Here is a 22,999-nt window from a genome sequence, read left to right on the forward strand (position 1 = left end):
AACCCGCTGCGGGCCCCGCTCCACCACGGCGTGAGCCGGCAGGGAGGCGTCGGCGCGGTCACCGACCGGGCCGTCGGACCGCAGGCCGATGCCCGACCCACCGCCCCCGCACCGCTCCCCGCGCAGCCCGCGCAGACATGACCGGCGCGGACCGCGCCACCCACCGCGCCGTGCGGCGCAGGGTGCACCTGCTCGTCCTGGTGCTCCTGCTCACCGGCCTCCCGTGGACCCAGCGCGCACTCCCCGCGCCCGACGCGGACAACCCCGTGCTGCGCTGGCTGCTCTACCAACTCCGGTTCCCGGCCTGGCTGTCCGACCAGGACCTGGTCGGCACCGTTTTCCGGCTGAGCGAGACCGACGGCCGGATCATCAGCACCACCTCCACCGCCGTCCTGCTGCTGGCGCTGCTCTGGTGGACACCACGGCTGGTGCCGATCGGCCAGGGCCGCGGCCGGCTGCTGGCCGGCTGCGTGGGCACGGCCACCCTCGCCACCGTGCTGGCCTCGCTGGCCCACTGGGCCACGCTGTTCCTGGTGCTCCGGGGCTCGGAGCTGTCCAGCGCCGGGGTCGACCTGCTCTTCCCGGTCTCCGCGGACTTCGGCCTGCTGCTGGCGGGCGCCCTCGCCCTCGCCCTGTCCGGTCTCGGTACGGACCCCCTCGGCCACCCGTCCACGGCCCGCCGCCCGGGTCTCGGCCCGGGTCGCCGGACCCGCCCGGCCACCCCGCCCTCCGAACGGAGCTCCGCGATGTCCGTGCCGCACGCCACCGGCGTCCCGCTGGGCAGTGAGCCCGGCGACGTCACCCGGTACCTGAGCGCCGCCGTCTACACCGACCCCGCCTTCGCCCGCCTGGTCACCGAGGAGCTGGTCGCGGACGAGCTCGGCGCGGTCGCCGCCTCACCGGGGGTGGACCTGGTGCCGGTCGCCCGGCACGCGCTGGCCGCCCAGGCCCTGCGCCGCCGCCGCGACGGCGCGCTGGCCCTGGCCTTCCTGGCGCTGCTGCTGGTCAGCCCGCTCTGGCTGCTGCTCACCGGGCTGGTCCTGGCCGTGCTCGGCGCCGCCGCCCGGAACGGCCGGTACGACCGCTCGGAGGGGTCCGAGCGCGGGCGCCGCGAGGGCGTCACCCCCCGCGCGCTGGTCCTGCTGCTGCTCACCGTCCCGGTGGCGGCGGCCGTCCCGGCGGCCGCCCTGGCCCTGCTCGCGGCGTACGAACCCCCCGGGTTCTGGGCCTGGCTGACCGGGGGCTACCTGGCCGGCGTCCCGGCGCTGCTGGCCATGGGCGGCGGACTGGCCGCCGCCCAGCTGCTGACCCTGCGTCACGTCCGGGACGTGGACGCCCGGCTGCGCGGCCAGCTCCACCGCGAGGCCTTCCGGCCGGACGCACCGGTCGAGCCGCTCGGCCCCGACTGGACCGGTGAGCGCCTGCTGGCCATCGCCCGGGCCCAGCAGGGCAACGTCGCCGTGCACAGCAGCTACCTGCCGTTCCTCGGCTACGGCCCGGCCCTCGCCACCGTCCCGCCGATCGTCGTCCCCCTGCTGCCCGCGGGCGGCCTGCCGGGCGGGCAGCCGTCCGCGATACGGGAGTTCGACGCCTGGGAGCTGATCACGGCCGTGCGCGACCGGCTCCGGGAGACCTCCGACCGGCACTCCGCCGAGCCCCCGGGCGGCGCCGAGGCCGACCTGGCGGGCCTGCGGCTGGAGCACCGCGTCTCGGTCCACGGCACGGTGGCCGCCGACGATCCCCGGCTGCTCCCGGCCGACCTGCTCCACCCGGTCACCCGACTGTCCGAGGAGCAGGTCAGGGAGATCGCGCTCGACCCCGACGGCCGGGCCCGCCACCACCTGGTCGCCCATCTGCCGCTCTGGGGCGACGACGTGGTGCCCAGTCACTTCCTCCGGGTCTCCATCAGCGGGCGGACCCTCCACCTGGACTCCGCGCTGCACGTCCTGCGGCCGGTCCTGGCCGCCCACCACGAGGTCGACCTGCTCCCGCGCGAGCTCTCGGGCGCCCGGCTGGACGCCCTCCGGCTCGCCGCCCTCGGCCAGGCCCCCACCCTGCTGCGCCGGGCCCCCTCCGCCTACCTCGACCTGGCCGGCTACGACCGCCGCCACCGCAACCGGCTGCGACGGGGGCTCCTCGCCCTCGAACACGACCCGGCGTTCGACCACGGCGCCCGCCTCAGCGTCCGGGAGGCCGCCGCGGGCCCGGGCTTCCCGAACCACTACCAGGAGAGCGACTGCGTCCACACCGCCCTGGCCCTGTTCCAGCACGCGCTCACCGCCGTCCGCGACTTCCTGGACGAGCACGGCGTGGACACCGGCCCGCTGACCGCCCAGCAGCAGAACAACCTGGTGAACTTCGGGGTCATCCAACAGGGCGGGATCAGCCAGGTCGGCAACCAGGCCGTCGGCCCCGGCGCCCTCGCCCAGTCCTCCCCCGCACCGGCCGCACCGTCCGTCCAGCAACCGAGGAGCCAGCGTTGACCCACTCCGACCCCGGCGCCAACTACGGCGTCCAGCAGTCCGGCGGCCACAGCCAGGTCGGCAACCAGGCCGTCGGCCTCGGCGCCCGGGCCATCGCCCACCAGATCGCCTTCCAGTCCGCCGCCCCGTCCCGCCGGGTCGAGGAACTCCTCGCCGTCATCGAGCAGTTGCTCACCGCCCACGCCGGCGATCTCCCCGACCCCGAGACCCCGCAGGTCGAACTCCGCCGCCTGCGCGAGGAGCTCGCCGAGGACGACCCCCAGCCCGGCGTCCTGCGCCGCGCCCTGGACCGCCTCACCGCCATCGCCGTCCCGATCGCCCCCCTCGCCACGGCGGTCGCCGAACTCACCACCGCCGTACTCGGCTGACGGGACCGGCAGGCAGCCAGGCAGCCAGGGCCGACGGGGCCGCTACTCCTCCTCGCGGGCGTGGCGGCCGCCGGTGCCCCGGGTGAAACGACCCGTCAGGCCGGCCGCCACGGCCGCGGCGAGCAGCACGGCGGCCGGGATCGCCAGGTGGAGGGCGGGCCGGTACTCCACCAGCCCGTCCGGCAGTTCGACCACCCAGCCCAGCCGCTCCGCGAGGTGGAGCGGGTCGTAGGTGGCGCAGCCGTACGCGACCGCCGCGAAGCCGAGCGCGAAGAGCAGCAGCACCCAGCTGCGCTCCCCCGCCCCGAGCAGCAGCAGGGCCCCGGCCGCGACCACCAGCGGGGTGGCACCGTTGAAGACCAGCAGGTGCGCCGAGGCGGCCCAGGCCGAGGGGCTGCGCAGCCCGTTCCACCCGATCACGGTGAGCACCGCCGCCGCCCCGCCGAGCAGCACCATCCCGAGCACCGCCGGCACCACCCGCACCGGCCGCCCGGCCCGCCGGTAGCGGCGCAGCACCAGCCAGCAGGCGAGCACCAGCGCGAGGGCCCAGTACACCGCCAGCCACCCCGGCCGGGCCAGCTCGTGGGTCCCGAGCAGACCGCCGGGCGAGCGGAAGACCACCGCCGCGCAGAACCCGTCGGGCACCACCTGGCGGCAGCCGTCCACGGGCACCCGGTACAGCGGCAGCGAACAGCCGATCAGCATCCCGAACAGCGCGAGCACGTACCAGTACCGCCGTACGGCCATCCGCCCCACCCTCCCCTCCTGCCGAGCACCTCGAACGATTGCCCGGCAGTCTCCACGCAACCCGCCCCGCACACAAGGACCCGGACGTTTCCCTCCTGCCAATTTCCGCCCAACACCGGGCATTTGGCACACGTGACCGCCACCCGGGCCTTGAGATTGAACATGTTCAAACTCTCTGTCAGGATGGCGTCGTCAGGACCCTCCCGTCCGAACCGGAGCGTGCGGCGTGATCTTCGAACTGATCTTCCTCGTGATCCTGGGATGCGCCGTGGTCATGGGGCCGGCCACCCTGCTCGCCCTGGTGGTCACCTTCCTCGGGTGGCTGGGCATCCGGACGCGCGCCCTGCTGCTCGTCCCGCTCGCCGCCCTCCAGGCGGTGGCCTGGTCGACCCTGCTCGCGGGGCACGTCATGACGCTGGCCGTCGTCGCCCTGGCCTCCTGCACGACCCTGGCGGTGGGGGGCGCCCGGCTCTACAAGCTGGCCCACCCCACCCCGCCTCCGCCTGCCTGGTACCCGGCCGCACCACAGCGGTTCTAGCCCGCGCCGCCTCAGGCCGCGAACGGCCGGTCCCGGCGGGCGTCGTGGAGCACCGACCCCCACCAGGCGAGCTGGTCGAGCATCGCCTTGGCCGCCGCCTCGGGGCCGTCCGGGGCGTGCAAAGTGCCGTCCGCCGCGAAGAGTTCGTAGAACCGGGGGAAGGAGACGTACTCCCGCACCGCATGGGCGTTCAACTCACCGAAGACCTGCCGCAGCTGTTCGATCGCCAGCACGCCGCCGCTGGCGCCGCTGTAGCCGACGAAGCCGACCGCCTTCGCGGCCCACTCCCGGTAGTACCAGTCGACGGCCGCCTTCAGGGAGGCCGGGAAGCTGCGGTTGTAGTCGGGCGTCAGGACGACCACCGCATCCGCGGCCGCCAGCCTCGCCGTCAGCCCCGCCATCCGCTCGGGGCGCGGCAGTTCGGGGTGCATCGCGGGCGGCGTGGCCGGCAGCGACACCGGGACGTCGTACTCCGCGAGGTCCACCACCTCCACCGCGAACGCGCCGTGCTCCGCCGCACGGCCCGCGAACCAGTCGGCCACCACCGGGCCGAAGCGGCCCTCCCGCACGCTGCCGACGAGGACGACCAGATTGAGCTTGTCACCGGACATGGCACTGCTCCTGACGATGGATCGGATCTTCCGGACCGGCCCCCGACCGGGGCCGCTCCACCAATCTGCCGCCCCACCGGAGCCGGAGGGAGACCGCGCCGAGGGTGGTAGTACCAGGGCCACGATCCGCCGCGCCGCGCCTGTTAGCGTCGCCCCCATGAGCGACAACGAGTTGGGACTCTTCCTGCGCCTGCGCCGCGAGTCGGTGACGCCCGCCGAGGCCGGTCTGCCGACCGGCACCCGCCGCCGGACACCGGGGCTGCGCCGGTCCGAACTCGCCACCCTCGCCGGGGTCAGCGTGGAGTACCTGACCCGGCTGGAGCAGGGCCGGGACCGCCGGCCCTCCACCGAGGTGCTCGGCGCACTGGGCGACGCGCTGCGGATGACCATGTCCGAGCGCGTGCACCTGCACCGCCTCGCCAAGGGGGCCGACGGTTCGTTCAGCTGCACCGGCGGCGCCCAGCCCCGCCGGGCCGTCCGGCCGACGGTGCGGGCACTGCTCGACCGGCTGGAGCCGGGCCCCGCCGTCCTGGTCAACCGGCTCGGCGAGGTGCTCGCCACCACCTCCGGCTACCGCCTGCTGATGGAGCCGATCGGCCTGCTGGACGGCCCGTGGCCCAGCCTCCCCCGCTACGTCTTCACCGACCCGCGGGCCCGCACCGCCCTCCCCGACTGGGAGCAGGCGGCCGACGAACAGGTGGCCGCCCTCAAGCAGGGCCCTGGCCGCTCGGATCCCCATGTCGCCGCCCTGATGGACGAGTTGACGGTGGCGGCCGGTGCCGGGTTCAGCCACCGGCTGGAGCGGCTGGCCGGTCTGCCCCGCACCAGCGGCACCACCCGCCTGACCCACCCGGAGGCCGGCGCCCTGCGACTGGCCTACGAGACCCTCGACCTCCCCGCCGACGACGAGCAGCGCCTGATCGTCCACCTGCCCGCCGACGAGGCCACCGCCGCCGCCCTCGACCGCCTCACCGGCCGCCGCCCCGGCGCCCTGCGCGCCGTCTGACGCACCGGGCGTCGGAGCGGGACAACACCCGGCCGGCCTATCCCAGGAGCAACAGCCGCGCGGCCGACAGGAGTTGACCGTCCGTCCCGGCCGAGGCGCGCCCCGCCACCCCCGACCGGAAGAGCGAGGCCCCCTCGATCAGCGCCACGAAGGCCTCCGCCCTGGCCAGGCACTCGGCCACCGGAAGCTCCGGACGCCAACCCCCGATCTGCCCGGCCACCAGCCGCCCGTAGTCGGCGTAGAACGCCCGGACCGCCGCCGCCACCGCCTCGTCCCGCGCCGCCAGCGCCCACAACTCCACGAACAGCCGCACCAGTTCGCCGTCCTGGTGCTGGGCAAGCAGCATCGCCACCAGCCGCTCGGGGTCGGCCTCGGTGGCGGCGCTCTCCGCGCCGAGCTGCTCCAGCGAGCGGTGCAGCACCCGGGCCAGCAGCTCCGCCACCAGCTGGTCCCGGCTCGGGAAGTAGTACTGCAGGTGCCCGAGCCGCACTCCGGCCGCCTCGGCCACCGCCCGCAGCGACAGGGCCCCGTGACCACCCGTCACCAGGGTGCGCTCCGCCGCGTCCAGGATGGCCGTCCGCCGCGCGCTCCCCTTCGCCGTGCTCACGCCGCGACCGCCCCGACGGCCCCGGCCTCGACCACCACTCCCAGCTCCGCGAGCGCGGCGAGGACCCCGCCCGGCAGCGGGTGCTGCTCCGGGAAGGCGAGCCCGGACGGTGCCGCGGCACCGTCCTCCCCCAGCACCCGCCGCAGCCCCAACAGGGCTCCCACCGCCGTGAGATGGGCCTGCCCGAGCGGATCGGTGACGGTCCAGGACGCCCGCCCCCGGGGCCCGGTGGCGTCCAGCCGGATCCGCGCGGTGCCGCCCTGCCCGGGCGCGTACAGCAGGCGGCGCCTGGTCGGCTGCCAGCGCTCGCCCGAGGCCCAGCGGAAGAAACCGAGGCGGCCGAGGCCGAGCAGCGCATTGGTGGCGCCCGTACTGCTGAAGCCGATCCGGGTGGCCACGCCGGTGGCGCCCAGGGTGAGCGGGAGGGTGAACTGCTCGGGGGTGTCGATCCGCGCCACCTTGGTCCGCTCGCCGCCCACGACCAAGGTCCGCGCCCCGGTCAGCGGCACCACCGGCGCGGTCCGGCCGCCCTCGGTGGCTTCGAAGGCGAGGCCCAGCCGGTCCATGAACTCCACCGAGTCGGCCCCGGCCCGGTCGGCGAGGTCGTAGCGGATGGCGGTGTCCAGCGTCTCCAGCCCGCCCAGCCGCTCGGCGAGTGCGGCGGCCAGCAGCGGGACCACCCCGCCCATCCACCCGGAGGAGAGCAGCACCGGCCCGCACCCCGGGGCCAGCGAGACGCGGGCGACGGCCCGCTGCAGCCGCGCCGTCCAGCGGGTCACGTCCACGTACGGGACCGCGCCGCGCAGGGCCGCGTCCAGCGCCCGGTCGTCCGGGTCGTTCACCAGGGCCACCACGGCCCGCACCCCGGCGGCGAAGGGCTCCGGGTCGGCCAGGTCCCACCGCCGGGCCTCGGCGCCGGTCTCCCGGCAGAGCTCCGCGGCCCGCTCCGGACTACGGCCGGCCAGCAGCAACGGTGCGAACGGGGCTGCGGTGCGGGCGAGTTCGGCCCCGACGGTGCCGTAGCCGCCGAGCAGCAGGACCGGTCCGGCGGGGTCGTGGGAGAGCTGATCGAGTGCCATGGACCCAATATAGGTCACTCGACCTAAAAACAGAGCCGAGAACGGCCCCCGCCGTGATCCGGCGGGGGCCACCGCGCGGTCAGACCTGGAGCCCGCCCGGCGCCGTCGTCCCCGCCGTGGGGGACCCCGTCGAGCCGGTGGCCAGCCCGAGCGCCTTGCGGACCGCTGTCGCGGGGCCAATGCTGTCCGAGGAGATCTCGTCCGCCGAGTCCGCCAGGTCCTCCAGGTCCTCGGCGTCGCCCACGTGCACGGCCGCCCGCCAGGCGGCGGTCTCCCGGTCCTTGGCGTCCAGCATCCTGCTCATCGGCTGCCGGACCGCCTCCGGCCACACCACCGCCCGCAGCGCCTGGGCCTCCCGCTCCGAGGCCTCGGCCATCTGCCGCACCCACTCCGCCAGGTCGGCGCGCTCGACCTCGCCGGAGCCGTTGTACGGGTCCTCCGCGTAGGCCCGGTTGTACGGGTTGACCGCACGCAGGTAGGCGAGCTGACTCTCGTTCAGCGAGCCGGCCGCGACCCGCACCGATCCGGTGGAGCCCGTCCTGCCACCGTCGAAGACGCAGAGCGCCTCCCGCTTCCCGGCCGCCCACTGAAGGCTCGACGGGTAGATGTGGGACTCCCCCACGTGCCGCGGCATCGCCCAGCTGTCCGGGGCGTACGCGTCCCACTGCGGCGAGCAGGCCAGCACCGCCGCGTGCGAGATCTGCCGTTCGGTCGGCGCGGCCCCCAGCGAGTCCTCCAACCGGACGGTGCCGGCCACCTCGCCCTCGTGCCGCTGATCGCAGGGGACGGTCCGCAGCCGGGAGAGCAGCACCGAGTCGTCCTCGCCGCTCCGCAGCCCCTCGACGTAGCACTGCCCGGTCGCGGGCCCGGCCCCGGAGGCGACCGCCTCGCGCACCAGGTCGTCCACCTTGACGTAGAGCAGCGTCCCCGCCACCACGACGGCGGCCACGACCGCCGCCGCCGTCCCCAGCAGGAACCGCTTCCGGCTCCCTCCGGCCGACGCGACGGCGGGCGCGGCGGCGGCCGGAACGGCCCACGGGTCGGTGGCGGACGGACCGCCGGGGAACGGCTGGTTCTCGGTCATGGCGGTACGACTCCCCCTGGCGCCCGTGCGTCTCCGCTACGGGCAGGTGTTCGACAAGATCACCGAGACCTTAGCCGAACAGACCGGACGCCCGTGCGGAATACCGGCCCGCGACACCACCCCACGACACCGGCCCGCGGCACCGTCTCAGAGCCGCTCGCGCAGCCGCTCCCACACCGCGCGCACCTGCGGCGCCAGCTCGGCCAGCGGCCCGCTGTTGTCGATCACCAGATCGGCCACCGCCAGCCGCGCGGAGCGGGTCGCCTGGGCCGCCATCCGGGCCTCGGCCTCCTGGGCCGCCATCCCCCGCAGCCGCACCAGCCGGTCCAGCCGCACCTCGTCCTCGGCGTCCACCACGACCACCAGGTCGTACAGCGGCGCCAGCCCCTTCTCCGCGAGCAGCGGGACGTCGTGCACCACGACGTCGGCGTCCCCGGCGGCGGCCTCCAGCTCCGCGGAGCGGGCCCGTACCAGCGGGTGGACGATCGCGTTCAGCGCGGCCAGCCGCTCCGGGTCGCCGAAGACCAGCGCGCCGAGCGCCGGCCGGTCCAGCGTGCCGTCCTCGCGCAGCACCCCCTCGCCGAACTCGGCCACCACCGCGCGCAGCCCGTCCGTCCCCAGCTCCACCACCTCACGGGCGATCAGGTCGGAGTCCACGATCACCGCACCCAGTGCGGCGAACTGCCGGGACACCTCGCTCTTGCCCGCCCCGATCCCGCCCGTCAGTCCGATCCTCAGCATGCGGGCCAGGCTACCGCCTACCGGCGTACGCTCCGCCGCCCGGGTGAGCCGCCATTCCCTCGCCGCCGCACCGGCGTTGTGCAGGGCGCTCCGTACGAACCACGCCACACCCCACCGAGCAAGGAACCCCGAGGAACCCTCATGAAGCTCACCCGCACCCGGCTCGCGCTCCTGCTCGCCACCACCGTCGGCGGCCTGCTGCTCACCGCCGGCCCGGCCGCCGCCTGCGACGCACTCGGCGGACTGTCCGCCCTCAACGGCGACTTCGGCAACTCCTGCACCCTGCGCTGACCCACCGTCAGCCGACCGGGGCGGGCACCTTCTCCTCCAGCGGCCCGTCCAGCCGTCCGTCCACCGGCGGCGCCTGGGCCGGCAGCACCGGCTGCGGCAGCGGCGGCAGCGCCACGTGCTCGGTCAGCCCGAACCGCCGGTGCAGTCGGCGCAGCGGCGCCGGTGCCCACCAGTTGAACTCGCCGAACAGCGTCATCGCGGCCGGCACCAGCAGGCAGCGCACCAGGGTGGCGTCCACCGCCACGGCCACCGCGAGCGCGATCCCCATCTCCTTGACCATCAGCATCTGCCCCGCCGCGAAGCCCGCGAAGACGATGACCATCAGCAGCGCCGCCGAGGTGATGATCTTCCCGCTGCGCTGGAGTCCGAGCTCCACCGCGCGCGAGCAGCTGTGGCCCTGGTCCCGGAGCTCCTTGATCCGGGCCAGCAGGAAGACCTCGTAGTCCATCGAGAGCCCGAAGGCGAAGGCGAAGACCAGCACGGGTATGAAGGTCTCCAGCCCGCCCGTCGGCGTGAAGCCGAGCAGGCCGCTGAAGTAGCCGTGCTGGAAGACCAGGGTCAGCGCGCCGAGCGAGGCCCCGAGCGAGAGGACGTTCATCAGCAGGGCCTTGACCGGCATCACCACCGAGCCGGTCATCAGGAAGAGCAGCACCAGCGTGCCGACGGCGACCAGGCCCAGCGCCCACGGGCCGCGGGTGACGATCTCGTGCTGGAAGTCCACCACCGAGGCGGCGTCCCCGGTGACGTGGGTGGTCATCCCGTCGCGCTGCTCGCGCAGCTCCTTCACCACCCGCTTGGCCTCGGCGCCCTGCGGATCGCCGTGGACCAGCACCTCCACGGTGCTCACCCCCGGCGAGACCGCGGTCACGGCCCGGACCCCGGCGACGTCGGGGAGCTTGGAGACCACCTGGTCGGCGTAGTGCTGGGCGGCCGCCCGGTCGGCCTCGACCACCACCGTCACCGGTGCGGGGGCCAGGGCCGGGAAACGCTGCTCGACGGTCTCGGCCACCTGCCGGCCGGCCGATGAGGCCGGCAGCACGGCGGCGCCGGAGCTGCGCCAGTCGGAGCCGAGGAAGGGAGCGCCGGCCGCCATCAGCAGCGCCACGCAGGCCAGCACCACCGGGATCGCCCGGCGCTGCACCCGCCGCACCGTCCGGGTGAAGAAGCCCTCGTCGGGCACCGGCTCGGTGGGTGTCTTGACCTTGTGGCCGACGAAGCCGAGCAGTGCGGGGATCAGGGTCAGCGCGGCCGCGACGGCAATCACCACCACGCTCACCCCGGCCACCGCGACCGCCCGGAAGACCGGGCTGGTGAAGACGAAGAGACCGGAGAGCGCCACGGCCACGGTCAGGCCGGAGAACATGACGGTCCGTCCGGCGGTGGCCGCCGTCCGCTCCACTGCGGCGGCGATCGCGGCCCCGTGGCCGCGCTCCTCGCGGAAGCGGTTGACCATCAGGAGGGCGTAGTCGATGGAGAGTCCGAGGCCGAGCACGGTGGCGATCGGCAGCACGCTGGTGTCGATGTCCATCAGCCGGCTGAAGCCGAACATGGCCAGCAGCGCCCCGCCCACCGAGGCGACCGCCCCGATCACCGGCAGACTGGCGGCCGCGAAGCCGCCGAAGACCAGCACCATCACCAGCAACGTCAACGGCAGCGTGACGATCTCACCGAAACGGGTGTCCGCCTGGGTCTGGGCGACCACTTCCTGCTGGGTCACCAGGTCCCCGCCGACGGTCACCTTGGCGCCCGGCGCGTGGATCCCCTTCAAGCCGTCGGTCACGGCCTTGAGCTGCGCGTCGGTCGAGCCGTCGGCCATCCGCACGGAGACCAGCGAGGCCTTCCCGTCCGCGGCGCTCAGCGCCCCGTCACTGCCGTACGTGTCGGCCACCGAGAGCACCCCGGGCAGCTTCCCGATCACCGAAGTGGCGTCCGTGACGGCCGACTTCACCGCCGGGTCGGTCACCTGTACGCCGTCCACCACCGCGGTGACGGTCCCCCGCGAGGGGTCGGCCTGGGCCAGCACGGCGGCGCCGGCCGAGGACTCCGAGCCCTTGGCGTCGGTGGCCGAGACGGTGCCCTCGAACACCTTCCCGCCGATCAGCACGCCGAGGACGAGCACCACCGCCCAGAGGCCGAGCACCCAGCGGCGGCGCCGGAAGCAGAACCGACCGAGGGCCGCGAGCCGTCCGCCGACCTTCTGGTCGTCGGACGGGGAGGGGGGTGCCGCAGTGAGGATTGTGCGCATGGTGCGTAGGCCTTTCGGGCGGTTCCCCACCAAGCTAGGTGTAAACCACCCAATTCCCTATACCGCTGCGCCGCGATCCATCTCACACGAACGGACCCCCCGTCCCGGGAACCGGGACGGGGGGTCCGTGTACTACCGAACCTCAGAGACCGAGGTCAGGCGGTGTTCAGCTCTGGCCGCCGGCCAGCTTCTCGCGGAGCGCGGCGAGCGCCTCGTCCGAAGCGAGGGCGCCGGAGCCCTCGTCGCTGGCCGAGGTGTAGGAGCCACCGGCAGCGGCGGCGACGGCGTCGCCACCCTCGGCAGCGGCCTCGGCGTCGGCCTCACGGCTCTTGATGACCTGAGCCTGGTGGGCCTCGAAGCGGGTCTGCGCCTCGGCGTACTGGCGCTCCCACTCCTCACGCTGCTTCTCGAAGCCCTCGAGCCAGTCGTTGGCCTCGGGGTCGAAACCCTCGGGGTAGATGTAGTTGCCCGCGTCGTCGTACGAGGCAGCCATACCGTAGAGGGTCGGGTCGAACTCGGCCGCGGCGGCGTCGCCACCGAGGGCCTCGTTGGCCTGCTTCAGCGAGAGGCTGATGCGACGACGCTCGAGGTCGATGTCGATGACCTTGACGAAGATCTCGTCGCCGACCTGGACGACCTGCTCCGGGATCTCCACGTGGCGCTCGGCCAGCTCGGAGATGTGGACCAGACCCTCGATGCCCTCGTCCACGCGGACGAACGCACCGAACGGAACCAGCTTGGTGACCTTACCCGGGACGACCTGGCCGATCTGGTGGGTCCGGGCGAACTGCTGCCACGGGTCCTCCTGGGTCGCCTTCAGCGACAGGGAGACGCGCTCGCGGTCCATGTCGACGTCGAGGACCTCGACGGTGACCTCCTGGCCGACCTCGACGACCTCGGACGGGTGGTCGATGTGCTTCCAGGACAGCTCGGAAACGTGGACCAGACCGTCGACGCCACCCAGGTCCACGAAGGCACCGAAGTTGACGATCGAGGAGACGACGCCGGAGCGCACCTGACCCTTCTGGAGGGTGGTGAGGAAGGTCTGGCGGACCTCGCTCTGGGTCTGCTCCAGCCAGGCACGGCGGGACAGGACCACGTTGTTGCGGTTCTTGTCCAGCTCGATGATCTTGGCCTCGAGCTCCTTGCCCACGTAGGGCTGGAGGTCGCGGACGCGGCGCATCTCGACCAGCGAGGCCGGGAGGAAGCCACGGAGGCCGATGTCGAGGATGAGACCACCCTTGACGACCTCGATGACGGTACCGGTGACGATGCCGTCCTCTTCCTTGATCTTCTCGATCGTGCCCCAGGCACGCTCGTACTGAGCGCGCTTCTTGGACAGGATCAGACGACCCTCCTTGTCCTCCTTCTGGAGAACCAGGGCCTCGATCTCGTCGCCGACCTTGACGACCTCGTGCGGGTCAACGTCGTGCTTGATCGAGAGCTCGCGGGAGGGGATGACACCCTCGGTCTTGTAACCGATGTCGAGGAGCACCTCGTCACGGTCGACCTTCACGATGATGCCCTCGACGATGTCGCCATCGTTGAAGTACTTGATGGTCTCGTCAATGGCGGCGAGGAAAGCCTCGGCATCGCCGATGTCGTTGACCGCAACCTGCGGGGTGGTGCTGACAGAGGTGTCGGTGGGGCTCGTCATTAGGAAAAGGGCTCCGGTACGGACATGAAGTCGTAGGTAATGCCACGCGGAGGGCCCGTATCGCTCCCACCGAAAGCCGGACAGCCAAGACGACGGCCCACCTGTCTGGGTAACCAGATGGTGTCCGTCTTGCGACCGTGGGGTCTTCGACAGATGCGAGCGCGACCTGCTCCGTCCGAGGCGCGCAGGCCCGCAGCGCAACTTGTAGCATACGGGGACAGCCGGGCACGGTCAACGTCGAAGACGACGAGACGGTGGAGGCCGGGATGGATCAGGCCATATCCTCCGATTGCGCACCCAGCAGGTGGCAGCCACAGGGGCCTCTCCCCGGATGCCACGGCCGCGAACCGGACCTCGTAGAGGACCGCTCGCGACAGCAGCGCTTCCGCACCCCATACCCTACGCGACGGGCTCCACGACCTTGGCCACCACCCCCTCCTCCACCGACCCCGACGACCTCGCGCCGCTCGACCTCCCCGAGGAGGACGAGGACGAGGCGCTGCGGCGGGACGCCGAAGCCGGCGAGTCCAGCCGGGCCAGCCGTCACTGGTGGGACCGGAACGCGGACGAGTACCAGGACGAGCACGGCGCGTTCCTGGGCGACGACCGCTTCACCTGGTGCCCCGAGGGCCTGGACGAGGCCGAGGCCAGGCTGCTCGGCGACCCGGCCGGGCTCAAGGGGCTGCGGGTGCTGGAGCTCGGCGCCGGCGCGGCCCAGTGCTCGCGCTGGCTGGCCGCCCAGGGGGCGGTGCCGGTGGCGCTGGACATCTCCTACCGGCAGCTGCAGCACTCCCGGCGGATCGACCTCGGCCGGGGCACCGAGCCGCTGCCGGTGGTGCAGGCGGACGCGGGCGTGCTGCCGTTCGCGGACGGCTCCTTCGACCTGGCCTGCTCGGCGTACGGGGCGGTGCCGTTCAGCGCCGACACCGCCGAGCTGATGCGCGAGGTGCACCGGGTGCTGCGGCCCGGGGCCCGCTGGGTGTTCTCGGTGACCCACCCGATCCGCTGGGCCTTCCCGGACGAGCCGGGGGTGGAGGGGCTGACGGCCACCGCCTCGTACTTCGACCGCACCCCGTACGTCGAGCAGGACGCCGAGGGGCGGGCCACCTACGTGGAGCACCACCGGACGGTGGGCGACCGGGTGCGCGAGCTGACCGGGGCGGGCTTCCGGCTGCTGGACCTGGTCGAGCCGGAGTGGCCGGAGGGGCTGGAGCAGGAGTGGGGCGGCTGGAGCCCGCTGCGCGGCCGGCTGATCCCGGGCACCGCGGTCTTCGTCGCCGAGCGGGGCTGAGCCGTGCGCTCCGCCGGGCTCGAACTGCCGGTCCGCACCGCCGTGCCCGCGCTCCAGCGGGCGCTGGCCTCGGACGGGGTGGCGGTGCTCTCCGCCCCGCCCGGGACGGGCAAGACCACGCTCGTCCCGCTGGCACTGGCCGGGCTGGCCGACGGGCTTCCGGGCCCGGCGCGGCGGGTGCTGGTGGCCGAGCCGCGGCGGCTGGCGGTCCGGGCGGCGGCCCGGCGGATGGCCTGGCTGCTGGGGCAGCCGGTCGGCGGGGCGGTCGGCCTGACGGTGCGCGGCGAGCGGCGGGCGGGGCCCTCGACGGTGGTCGAGGTGGTCACCACCGGAGTGTTGCTGCAACGGCTGCAGCGGGACCAGGAGTTGACCGGGGTCGACGTGGTGGTGCTGGACGAGTGCCACGAGCGTCACCTGGACGCGGACACCGCGCTGGCCTTCCTGCTGGACGTGCGGGGCGCACTGCGGCCGGAGCTGCGGATCGTCTGCGCCTCGGCCACCTCGGACACCGCCGCCTGGGCCGAACTGCTGGGCGGCGCACCGGTGGTGGAGGCGCACGGCGTCTCGTACCCGGTGGAGACGGTCTGGGCGCCGCCGCCGCGCGGGGTCCGGCCGCCGCAGGGGACGCGGGTGGACCCGCTGCTGCTGGAGCACGTGGCCGCGACGGTGCGGCGGGCCCTCTCGGAGCGCGACGGGGACGTGCTGTGCTTCCTGCCGGGGGTGGGGGAGATCACCCGGATGGCAGGGCAGTTGGGGGCTTCCGGGGTCGAGGTGCTGCAGCTGCACGGGCAGGCTCCGGCGGCGGTGCAGGACGCCGCGCTGACGGCGGGCGAGGGGCGCCGGGTGATACTGGCGACCTCGGTGGCGGAGTCATCGCTGACCGTGCCGGGCGTGCGGGTGGTGGTCGACTCCGGATTGGCCCGGGAACCGCGCACCGACCACGCGCGCGGCCTGTCCGGGCTGGTGACGGTGCGGGCCTCGCTGGCGGCGGCCCGGCAGCGCGCTGGGCGGGCCGGCCGCGAGGCTCCCGGGGTGGTCTACCGGTGCTGGGCCGAGGCGGAGGACGCACTGGCGCCGCGTTTCCCGACCCCCGAGATCGCCCAGGCCGAGCTGACCTCCTTCGCGCTCCAGGCGGCCTGCTGGGGCGATCCGACGGCTGCCGGGCTCGCGCTGCCGGACCGCCCGCCCGCCGGGGCGATGGCGGCGGCGCGTCAGGTGCTGGCCGGCCTGGGCGCGGTGGACGCGGACGGGCGGGCCACCGACCGCGGGCAGCGGATCGTCCGCAGCGGGCTGCACCCGCGGCTGGCCCGGGCGCTGCTGGACGGCGCGGAGCTGGTCGGGGCACGGCGGGCGGCGGAGGTGGTGGCGCTGCTCTCCGAGGAGCCGCCGCGGGCCTTCGGCGACGACCTGACCGAGGCGTGGCGGCGGGTGCGGTCGGGAGCGTCCGACGACCCGTACGCGCGGCGGTGGAAGGACGAGGTGCGGCGGCTGGGGCGGCTGGTGGAGGGCGTCGGCGACAGCCCCTCGGTGACGGAGCGTCATGTACCGGGGATGGTGGCCGCCTTGGCGTACCCGGAGCGGATCGCGCGGGCGCGGGCCGCGGACGGGCCGTACCTGATGGCCTCGGGGACGGCCGCCGAGCTGGGGGCCGGTTCGCGTCTGGCGGGCGAGGAGTGGCTGGCGGTGGCGGTCGCGGACCGTCCGGCCGGGGCGCACTCGGCCCGGGTGCGGCTCGCGGCGGCCCTGGAGGAGGAGACCGCGCGGGTGGCTGGGGCGGCGCTGCTGGCCTCCCGCGAGGAGGTCGAATGGTCCTCGCGGCAGGGCGAGTTGACGGCGCGGCGGGTGTCCGCGCTGGGGGCGGTGGAGCTGGAGGCGGCGCCGCTGGCGAAGCCGGATCCGGAGCTGGTGCGGGCCGCACTGCTGGACGGCCTGGCCCGGGAGGGGGTCGGAGCGCTGCTGCGGTGGACGCCGGAGGCGGTCGGGCTACGGTCCCGACTGGCCTTCCTCCAGCGGGAGTTGGGCGAGCCCTGGCCCGAGGTGGACGACACGGCGCTGGCCGGGGGCGGCTGGCTGGAGCCGGAGCTGTCCCGGGCCCGGCGGCGGGCCGACCTGGAGCGGATCGACGTGGCCTCGGCCCTGCAGCGGCTGCTGCCCTGGGCCTCCGGCCAGGCCGGGCGGCTGGAGGAGCTGGCCCCGGAGCGGATCACCGTGCCGAGCGGCTCGCGGATCCGGGTGGACTACTCGGGCGACCGGCCGGTGCTGGCGGTCAAGCTGCAGGAGCTGTTCGGCTGGCAGGCCGCACCGAAACTGGCCGACGGACGGGTGCCCCTGACGGTCCACCTGCTCTCCCCCGCCGGCCGCCCGGCCGCCGTCACCGGCGACCTCGCCACCTTCTGGCGCGAGGGGTACAAGGCGGTCCGGGCCGACCTCCGCGGCCGCTACCCCCGCCACCCGTGGCCGGAGGACCCGAGCACGGCCGAGCCGACCAAGCGCACCAACCCCCGCAAGGGCTGAAGGCACGGGGCCCGGCAGGGCAGCGGCCCAGGGGCGCGAGGAACTGGGCGCTGCGGCAGGCGACTTCCCGTGTGCCGGGTACGGGCACTCACGTGCAAGTGAATCTCCGTACCCGGCACACGGGGCTCCTTCTTCCGCCTCGCGCAGTTCCTCGCGCCCCTGGGTCGCTGCCCTGCCGCCCCGTGCTGCCCCACCGAAAAGGACGGGCCGGGTCTCCGACGGGCCGTTAGCATCCGCGGCATGGCGACCTTCGTACACCTCAGTTCGGCGGCGAACGCCCCGAAGATCCGGCGGGCCGGGCTACGGGCGGTCAGTTGGGGGCCTAACGGCGAGCGCGGGGTGTACTGCTTCCCGGTGCTGCCGTCGTTCACGGTGACGCACCAGTGGGTGCGCGAACTGGCCCGGGGCGGGAGTCGCGGCGGGCTGGTGGCGGTGGACCTGCGGCTGGCGGACGACCAGCCGGTGCTGGTCGGCCACTACGGGGGCCGGGGCAAGCACGCGCACCAGGAGCTGACCGCGGCCGAAGCGGTGCGCCGGGTACGGGAGTTGCGGGATCCGCTGGGGTGGGAGGTGTTCGTGCCCCGGGCGGTGACGGCGCGGGAGGTGCGGCGGGTGCGGTCCGTGCCGCAGGGGGTGGGCTGGCGGTACGCGCCCGGGGTGCACGGCACCCGGCCGTGCACCTGCTTCGGCTGCCGGGTGCGCGGGGAGTACGGCGGACGGAGGCTGCGGGAGAGGCTGCCGCATCCGCTGGACGGCCCGGATCCGAAGGTGCCGGTGCTGCTGGAGCGGCTGGCCGCGGCCGGGACGCCGGGGGATCCGGGGCAGGTCGGCGACGTGCTGTACTGGCTCGCCCGGCGGCGGCGCGGGCCGGTCGAGGCGGTGGCGCACCTGACGGGGCATCCGGATGCCCGGGTGCGTGAGCACCTGGCGTGGGCGGTCGGGGGTTGGCGCTCGCCGGGGGTGGCCGAGCTGCTGGAGCGGCTGGCCGGGGATCCGGTGGAGAGCGTGCGGGAGGCGGTGGCCGAGGCCCGCGCGCGCTGACCGAAGCTCAAGCCGGCCTTAAGTGCGCCATAGCGGTAGGTCAAGGCGCTGTCGCGTCAACTCAACGGCGCTCAGGGGGAGATGGCAAAGCTTTCGCCTAGCGGACGGTTTCCCATTGACGGCCCGCATTGGTCTGGACCATCTTGTGGGGGCCGCGCGGCTGCCATCCCCCACCCCACGTTGAGGAGTACCCGCCCATGAGGCGCGTCGCCTTGCCCATCGCAGCCGCCACGGCCGCCGCCCTGACCGTCCCGCTCTCCGCGGTGGGAGCCCATGCCGAGGCCGGTGTGACCGGGGTGACCGCCACGTACGCGGTCACCTCCAACTGGCAGACCGGCTTCGAGGCCAGTTACACCGTCACCAATCACACCAACGCGTCCGTGGCCACCTGGGCGCTCTCCTTCGACCTGCCGGCCGGCGAGACCGTGACGGGTGCCTGGAACGGCACGCTCACCTCCGTCGCCGTCACCGGCGGGCGCCGGTACACCGTCGTGCCGCCGAGCTGGGCCGGGCCGTTGGCGCCCGGGGCGACGGCGGCGGTGGTCGGGTTCGGGGTGAGCAACGGCTCCGCGCCGCAGACCGCTCCGGCCAACTGCACCGTGAACGACAAGCCCTGCGCCGGTCTGCCGGCCGACACCGCCGCACCGAGCGTGCCCGGCGGCCTGAAGGTCTCCGGCACCGGGCCGGGCAGCGTCTCGCTCGCCTGGAACGCCAGCACCGACGACCAGGGCGTGGCCGGCTACCACCTGCGGGAGGGCGGCGCGGTGGTGGCCACCGTGACCGGCACCACCGCGACGGTCGGCGGCCTGCTGGCCGGGAGCACCCACGTGTTCGGCGTCTCGGCCTTCGACGCGGCCGGGAACGAGTCGGCCGTCTCGGCGACCGTGTCGGCCGTGGCCGGCAGCGGGACGGCGGCGGGGGCCTCCGCCCCGTACGTGGACCTGGGCGCGTACCCGACGCCGAGCCTGACGGCGCTGTCGGCGGCGAGCGGGCTCAAGCAGTTCTCGCTGGCCTTCCTGATCAACGGGAGCCAGCCCTGCACGGCCAGTTGGTTCGGCGCCTTCGACCCGGCGAGCGGCTGGTACAAGCCGGAGATCGACGCCTTCCGGGCGGCCGGCGGCACCGTGCGCCCGTCCTTCGGCGGGGCCAACGGGACCGAGCTGGCGCAGTCCTGCACCACCGTGGCCGCGCTAGCGGCGCAGTACCAGAAGGTGGTCGACGTCTACGGGCTGGACCACATCGACTTCGACATCGAGGGCACCGCCGTCACCGAGAAGGCCTCGGTGGACCGGCGCTCGGCCGCCGTCGCCCAGGTGCAGGCGGCGCAGCGGGCCAAGGGGCGTGACCTGAAGGTCAGTCTGACGCTGCCGGTGCTGCCGAGCGGGCTGACGGCCGACGGGGTCTACGTGCTGCAGTCGGCGAAGAACGCCGGGCTCGCGGTGGACGTGGTCAACGCGATGGCGATGGACTTCGGGGACTGGGCCGCGCCGAGCCCGGCCGGGAAGATGGGCGCGTACGTGATCCAGTCCGGGCAGTCCACCCAGGCCCAGGTGCGGCAGGTGTGGCCGGAGCTGACGGCGGCCCAGGCGTGGGCGAAGACCGGGCTGACGCCGATGCTGGGGCAGAACGACACGCCCTCGGAGGTGTTCGGGCTCGCCGACGCCCAGCAGGTGGTGGCGTTCGCGCAGCAGAACCACCTGGGTGAGCTGGCGTTCTGGGAGATGACGCGGGACGCCAACGCGTGCACCGGGTCGCTGCCGAAGTGCACCAACGTGCCGCAGACGCCGTACCAGTTCTCGAAGCTGTTCGCGGCGTTCAACGGGTGAGCGCACCGGGGGCGCGAGGGCTGTTCGACCGGCAGTGCGGCGAGCCGCCTTCCGCATCGCGCAGTTCCTCGCGCCCCCGGGTGCGTACCTTCCGCAACCCTAGTGGGCCGCTTCCTCCCAGTTGGCGCCGATGCCGACGGAGACGTCGAGCGGGGCGCGCAACGGGTAGGCGGCGGCCATCTGTTCGCGGACCAGGGCCTCGACCTGCTCGCGCTCGCCCGGGGCGAGTTCGAGGACGATTTCGTCGTGGACCTGGAGGAGCATCCGGGTGGAGAGCTTCGCCTCGGCGAGGGCCCGGTCCACGTTGAGCATCGCGATCTTCACGATGTCGGCGGCGGTGCCCTGGATCGGGGCGTTGAGGGCCATCCGCTCGGCCATCTCGCGGCGCTGGCGGTTGTCGCTGGTGAGGTCGGGGAGGTAGCGGCGGCGGCCGAGCAGGGTCTCGGTGTAGCCGACCGCGCGGGCCTCCTCGACCACCCGGTGCAGGTAGTCGCGGACGCCGCCGAAGCGCTCGAAGTAGGTGTCCATCAGGCCCTGGGCCTCGTTCGGCTTGATGCCGAGCTGCTGGGAGAGGCCGTAGGCGGAGAGGCCGTAGGCGAGGCCGTAGGACATCGCCTTGATCTTGCGCCGCATCTCGGCGTCGACCGCCTCGGGAGCGACCTCGAAGACCTGGGAGGCGACCGTGGTGTGCAGGTCCTCGCCGGACTCGAAGGCCTCGATCAGCGCGGCGTCCTCGGAGAGGTGGGCCATGATGCGCAGCTCGATCTGCGAGTAGTCCGCGGTGAGCAGGGCCTCGTAGCCCTCGCCGACCACGAAGGCGCGGCGGATCTGGCGGCCCTCCTCGGTGCGGACCGGGATGTTCTGCAGGTTCGGGTCCTGCGAGGAGAGCCGGCCGGTGGCGGCCACCATCTGGTTGAAGGTGGTGTGGATCCGGCCCTTGGGCGAGACGGTCTTGAGCAGGCCCTCGACGGTGGTGCGCAGCTTGGCCTGGTCGCGGTGGCGGAGCAGGATGACCGGGAGCTCGTTGGTGGTCTGGGTGGCCAGCCAGGCGAGCGCGTCGGCGTCGGTGGTGTAGCCGGTCTTGATCTTCTTGGTCTTGGGGAGGGCGAGCTCGCCGAAGAGGATCTCCTGGAGCTGCTTGGGCGAGCCGAGGTTGAACTCGTGACCGGCCGCGGCGTGCGCCTCGCCGACCACCCGCTGGATCTCGGCGGCGAACTGCGACTCGATGGTGGTGAGCCACTCGCGGTCGGCCGCGATGCCGGTGCGCTCCATCCGGGCCAGCAGCTCGGCGATCGGCAGCTCCATCTCGTGCAGCAGCTTCACGGCGCCGACCTGGGCGAGCCGGGTGTCGAAGTACTCGGCGAGGTCGAGCACGGCGCGTGCCTGGGCCATCAGGGCCTGGGCGCCGGCGGTGGGGTCGTGCTCGGGGGCGTCGAAGGAGAGCTGGCCGCTCTCGGCCACCTCGGCGGGGGCCAGCGAGCGGGCCAGGTACTCCTCGGCGAGCACGTCGAGGGTGAAGGTGCGCCGGCCCGGCTTGTCGAGGTAGGCGGCGAGCGCGGTGTCGGCGACCACGCCCTCGATCCGCCAACCGCGCTCGGCGAAGGCGCGCATCACCTGCTTGGCGATGTGCAGGGCCTTCGGGCGGGCCGGGTCGGCCAGCCAGGCGGCGAGGGCGCGCTCGTCGGCCTCGGCGAGCTCGGCCGGGTCGAACCAGGCGGCGGTCTCGCCGGTGGCCAGGGCGATCTGCTCGACCTCGCCGGAGCCGAGGGCCCACTGGTAGAGGGCGGCGACCGCGACGGTGCCGGCCGCGTGCTCGGCCAGCCAGGCGGCGAGCGCGCCCTCCTCGGTGAGCAGGGTGCCCTCGACGGCGATGCCGGGGGCGGGGGCCGCCTCGGCCTCGTCGGCGGGGGCCGGGTCGAGGGCGTAGACCCGCTCGCGGAAGTTGGGGTTGCGGAACTCCAGCGACTCCAGCAGCTGGCCGACCGCCTCGCGGTCGAACGCCTGACGCGCCAAGTCGTCGACGGCGAGCGGGAGTTCGACGGTGCGGACCAGCTCGGTGAGCACCCGGTTGCGCTTGACCGAGTCGAGGTGCTCGCGGAGCTTCTCGCCGATCTTGCCCTTGACCTCGTCGGCCCGGGCGACCAGCTCGTCGAAGGAGCCGTAGAGGTTGACCCACTTCGCGGCGGTCTTCTCGCCGACGCCGGGGATGCCGGGCAGGTTGTCCGACGGGTCGCCGCGCAGGGCGGCCAGGTCGGGGTACTGACTCGGCGTCACGCCGTACTTCTCGGCGACCTTCTCCGGGGTGTAGCGGGTCAACTCCGAGACGCCCTTGGTCGGGTAGAGCACGGTGACGTGCTCGGTGACCAGCTGCAGCGAGTCGCGGTCCCCGGTGACGATCAGCACGTCGTAGCCGGCCGCCTCGGCGGCGGTGGCCAGGGTGGCGATGATGTCGTCGGCCTCGAAGCCCTCGACCGACATCCGGGAGACGTGCATCGCGTCGAGCAGCTCGTGGATCAGGCCGATCTGGCTCTTGAACTCGTCCGGCGTCTTGGCCCGGTTCGCCTTGTAGTCGGGGAACTCCTCGGAGCGGAAGGTCTTCCGGGAGAGGTCGAAGGCGACCGCGAGGTGGGTCGGCCGCTCGTCCCGCACCGTGTTGGCGAGCATCGAGGCGAAGCCGTAGATCGCGTTGGTGGTCTGGCCGGTGACGGTGGAGAAGTTCTCCGCGGGCAGCGCGAACCAGGCCCGGTAGGCCATGGAGTGCCCGTCGAGCAGCATCAGCCGGGGACGCTCCCCGGGGCTCGCCGCTGCCTTGTCCGTACTCTGCGTAGCCACGTCCACGTCCGTTCCTGCCGATTGCTCTGCCACTGACC

Annotated in this window: 18 protein-coding genes; 9 read left to right on the plus strand and 9 right to left on the minus strand. The window is 74.0% G+C overall.

Going from position 1 to position 22,999, the window contains the following annotated elements:
- Positions 1-137 precede the first annotated feature (137 nt).
- Both ACWCYY_RS25415 and ACWCYY_RS25420 read left to right on the plus strand, forming a co-directional pair.
- Positions 138-2,483 (plus strand): hypothetical protein, encoded by a 2,346-nt coding sequence (locus ACWCYY_RS25415; protein WP_449797345.1) that lies wholly within the window; start codon positions 138-140, stop codon positions 2,481-2,483.
- Positions 2,480-2,851 (plus strand): hypothetical protein, encoded by a 372-nt coding sequence (locus ACWCYY_RS25420; protein ID WP_449797346.1) that lies wholly within the window; start codon positions 2,480-2,482, stop codon positions 2,849-2,851. Before ACWCYY_RS25415 ends, ACWCYY_RS25420 begins: the two co-directional genes overlap by 4 nt.
- 42 nt (positions 2,852-2,893) lie before the next feature.
- Here ACWCYY_RS25420 and ACWCYY_RS25425 read toward each other — a convergent pair whose 3' ends face one another.
- Positions 2,894-3,598 carry a hypothetical protein gene (locus tag ACWCYY_RS25425; protein ID WP_449797347.1) on the minus strand — a complete coding sequence of 235 codons (705 nt, stop codon included), beginning with the start codon at positions 3,596-3,598 and terminating at the stop codon, positions 2,894-2,896.
- Positions 3,599-3,824: 226 nt separating this feature from the next.
- On the opposite strand from ACWCYY_RS25425, the gene ACWCYY_RS25430 reads away from it, so the two are divergent.
- A complete protein-coding gene (locus ACWCYY_RS25430; RefSeq protein ID WP_449797348.1) occupies positions 3,825-4,136 on the plus strand; it encodes a hypothetical protein in 312 nt (103 codons plus the stop codon).
- 11 nt (positions 4,137-4,147) lie between these two features.
- Here the strand turns inward: ACWCYY_RS25430 and ACWCYY_RS25435 are convergent, their stop codons facing one another.
- Entirely contained in the window at positions 4,148-4,747 is a 600-nt protein-coding gene (locus ACWCYY_RS25435) for an NADPH-dependent FMN reductase (RefSeq protein ID WP_449797349.1), read from the minus strand.
- A gap of 157 nt (positions 4,748-4,904) precedes the next feature.
- On the opposite strand from ACWCYY_RS25435, the gene ACWCYY_RS25440 reads away from it, so the two are divergent.
- Positions 4,905-5,753 (plus strand): helix-turn-helix domain-containing protein, encoded by an 849-nt coding sequence (locus tag ACWCYY_RS25440; protein ID WP_449797350.1) that lies wholly within the window; start codon positions 4,905-4,907, stop codon positions 5,751-5,753.
- 37 nt (positions 5,754-5,790) lie between these two features.
- Here ACWCYY_RS25440 and ACWCYY_RS25445 read toward each other — a convergent pair whose 3' ends face one another.
- The 4 genes from ACWCYY_RS25445 to coaE all read right to left on the minus strand — a co-directional run bounded on the left by ACWCYY_RS25445 (position 5,791) and on the right by coaE (position 9,264).
- Positions 5,791-6,360: a TetR/AcrR family transcriptional regulator gene (locus ACWCYY_RS25445; RefSeq protein ID WP_449797351.1), complete on the minus strand. Its 570-nt coding sequence runs from the start codon at positions 6,358-6,360 to the stop codon at positions 5,791-5,793.
- Positions 6,357-7,439, minus strand: a complete 1,083-nt coding sequence (locus ACWCYY_RS25450) for a saccharopine dehydrogenase (protein ID WP_449797352.1) — start codon at positions 7,437-7,439, stop codon at positions 6,357-6,359. Before ACWCYY_RS25450 ends, ACWCYY_RS25445 begins: the two co-directional genes overlap by 4 nt.
- 79 nt (positions 7,440-7,518) lie before the next feature.
- Entirely contained in the window at positions 7,519-8,523 is a 1,005-nt protein-coding gene (locus tag ACWCYY_RS25455; RefSeq protein WP_449797353.1) for a septum formation family protein, read from the minus strand.
- A 147-nt stretch (positions 8,524-8,670) separates the two neighbouring features.
- The gene (gene coaE, locus ACWCYY_RS25460; protein WP_449797354.1) at positions 8,671-9,264 is read right to left on the minus strand and encodes a dephospho-CoA kinase; all 594 of its coding nucleotides are present in this window, start codon (positions 9,262-9,264) and stop codon (positions 8,671-8,673) included.
- 141 nt (positions 9,265-9,405) lie between these two features.
- Between coaE and ACWCYY_RS25465 the strand changes: the two genes are divergently transcribed.
- On the plus strand, positions 9,406-9,555 hold the full coding sequence (locus ACWCYY_RS25465) for a hypothetical protein (protein ID WP_345284247.1): 150 nt from the start codon (positions 9,406-9,408) through the stop codon (positions 9,553-9,555).
- Positions 9,556-9,562: 7 nt separating this feature from the next.
- Here the strand turns inward: ACWCYY_RS25465 and ACWCYY_RS25470 are convergent, their stop codons facing one another.
- Positions 9,563-11,800, minus strand: a complete 2,238-nt coding sequence (locus tag ACWCYY_RS25470; protein WP_345284249.1) for an MMPL family transporter — start codon at positions 11,798-11,800, stop codon at positions 9,563-9,565.
- Between the two features lie 166 nt (positions 11,801-11,966).
- On the minus strand, positions 11,967-13,457 hold the full coding sequence (gene rpsA / locus ACWCYY_RS25475) for a 30S ribosomal protein S1 (protein ID WP_345284251.1): 1,491 nt from the start codon (positions 13,455-13,457) through the stop codon (positions 11,967-11,969).
- A gap of 499 nt (positions 13,458-13,956) precedes the next feature.
- Between rpsA and ACWCYY_RS25480 the strand changes: the two genes are divergently transcribed.
- The 4 genes from ACWCYY_RS25480 (at position 13,957) to ACWCYY_RS25495 (ending at position 20,129) form a co-directional block, all read left to right on the plus strand.
- Complete coding sequence (locus ACWCYY_RS25480; protein ID WP_449797413.1) at positions 13,957-14,748, plus strand: class I SAM-dependent methyltransferase; 792 nt, start codon at positions 13,957-13,959, stop codon at positions 14,746-14,748.
- Between the two features lie 3 nt (positions 14,749-14,751).
- On the plus strand, positions 14,752-17,262 hold the full coding sequence (hrpB, locus tag ACWCYY_RS25485) for an ATP-dependent helicase HrpB (protein WP_449797355.1): 2,511 nt from the start codon (positions 14,752-14,754) through the stop codon (positions 17,260-17,262).
- Between the two features lie 240 nt (positions 17,263-17,502).
- Positions 17,503-18,303, plus strand: coding sequence for a HEAT repeat domain-containing protein (locus ACWCYY_RS25490; RefSeq protein WP_449797356.1), 801 nt, complete (start codon positions 17,503-17,505; stop codon positions 18,301-18,303).
- A 212-nt stretch (positions 18,304-18,515) separates the two neighbouring features.
- Entirely contained in the window at positions 18,516-20,129 is a 1,614-nt protein-coding gene (locus tag ACWCYY_RS25495) for a cellulose binding domain-containing protein (RefSeq protein WP_449797357.1), read from the plus strand.
- Between the two features lie 99 nt (positions 20,130-20,228).
- On the opposite strand, the gene polA is transcribed toward ACWCYY_RS25495, so the two are convergent.
- Complete coding sequence (gene polA, locus ACWCYY_RS25500; protein ID WP_449797414.1) at positions 20,229-22,904, minus strand: DNA polymerase I; 2,676 nt, start codon at positions 22,902-22,904, stop codon at positions 20,229-20,231.
- Between the last annotated feature and the right edge of the window lie 95 nt (positions 22,905-22,999).

Source organism: Kitasatospora sp. NPDC001664 (assembly GCF_053596675.1).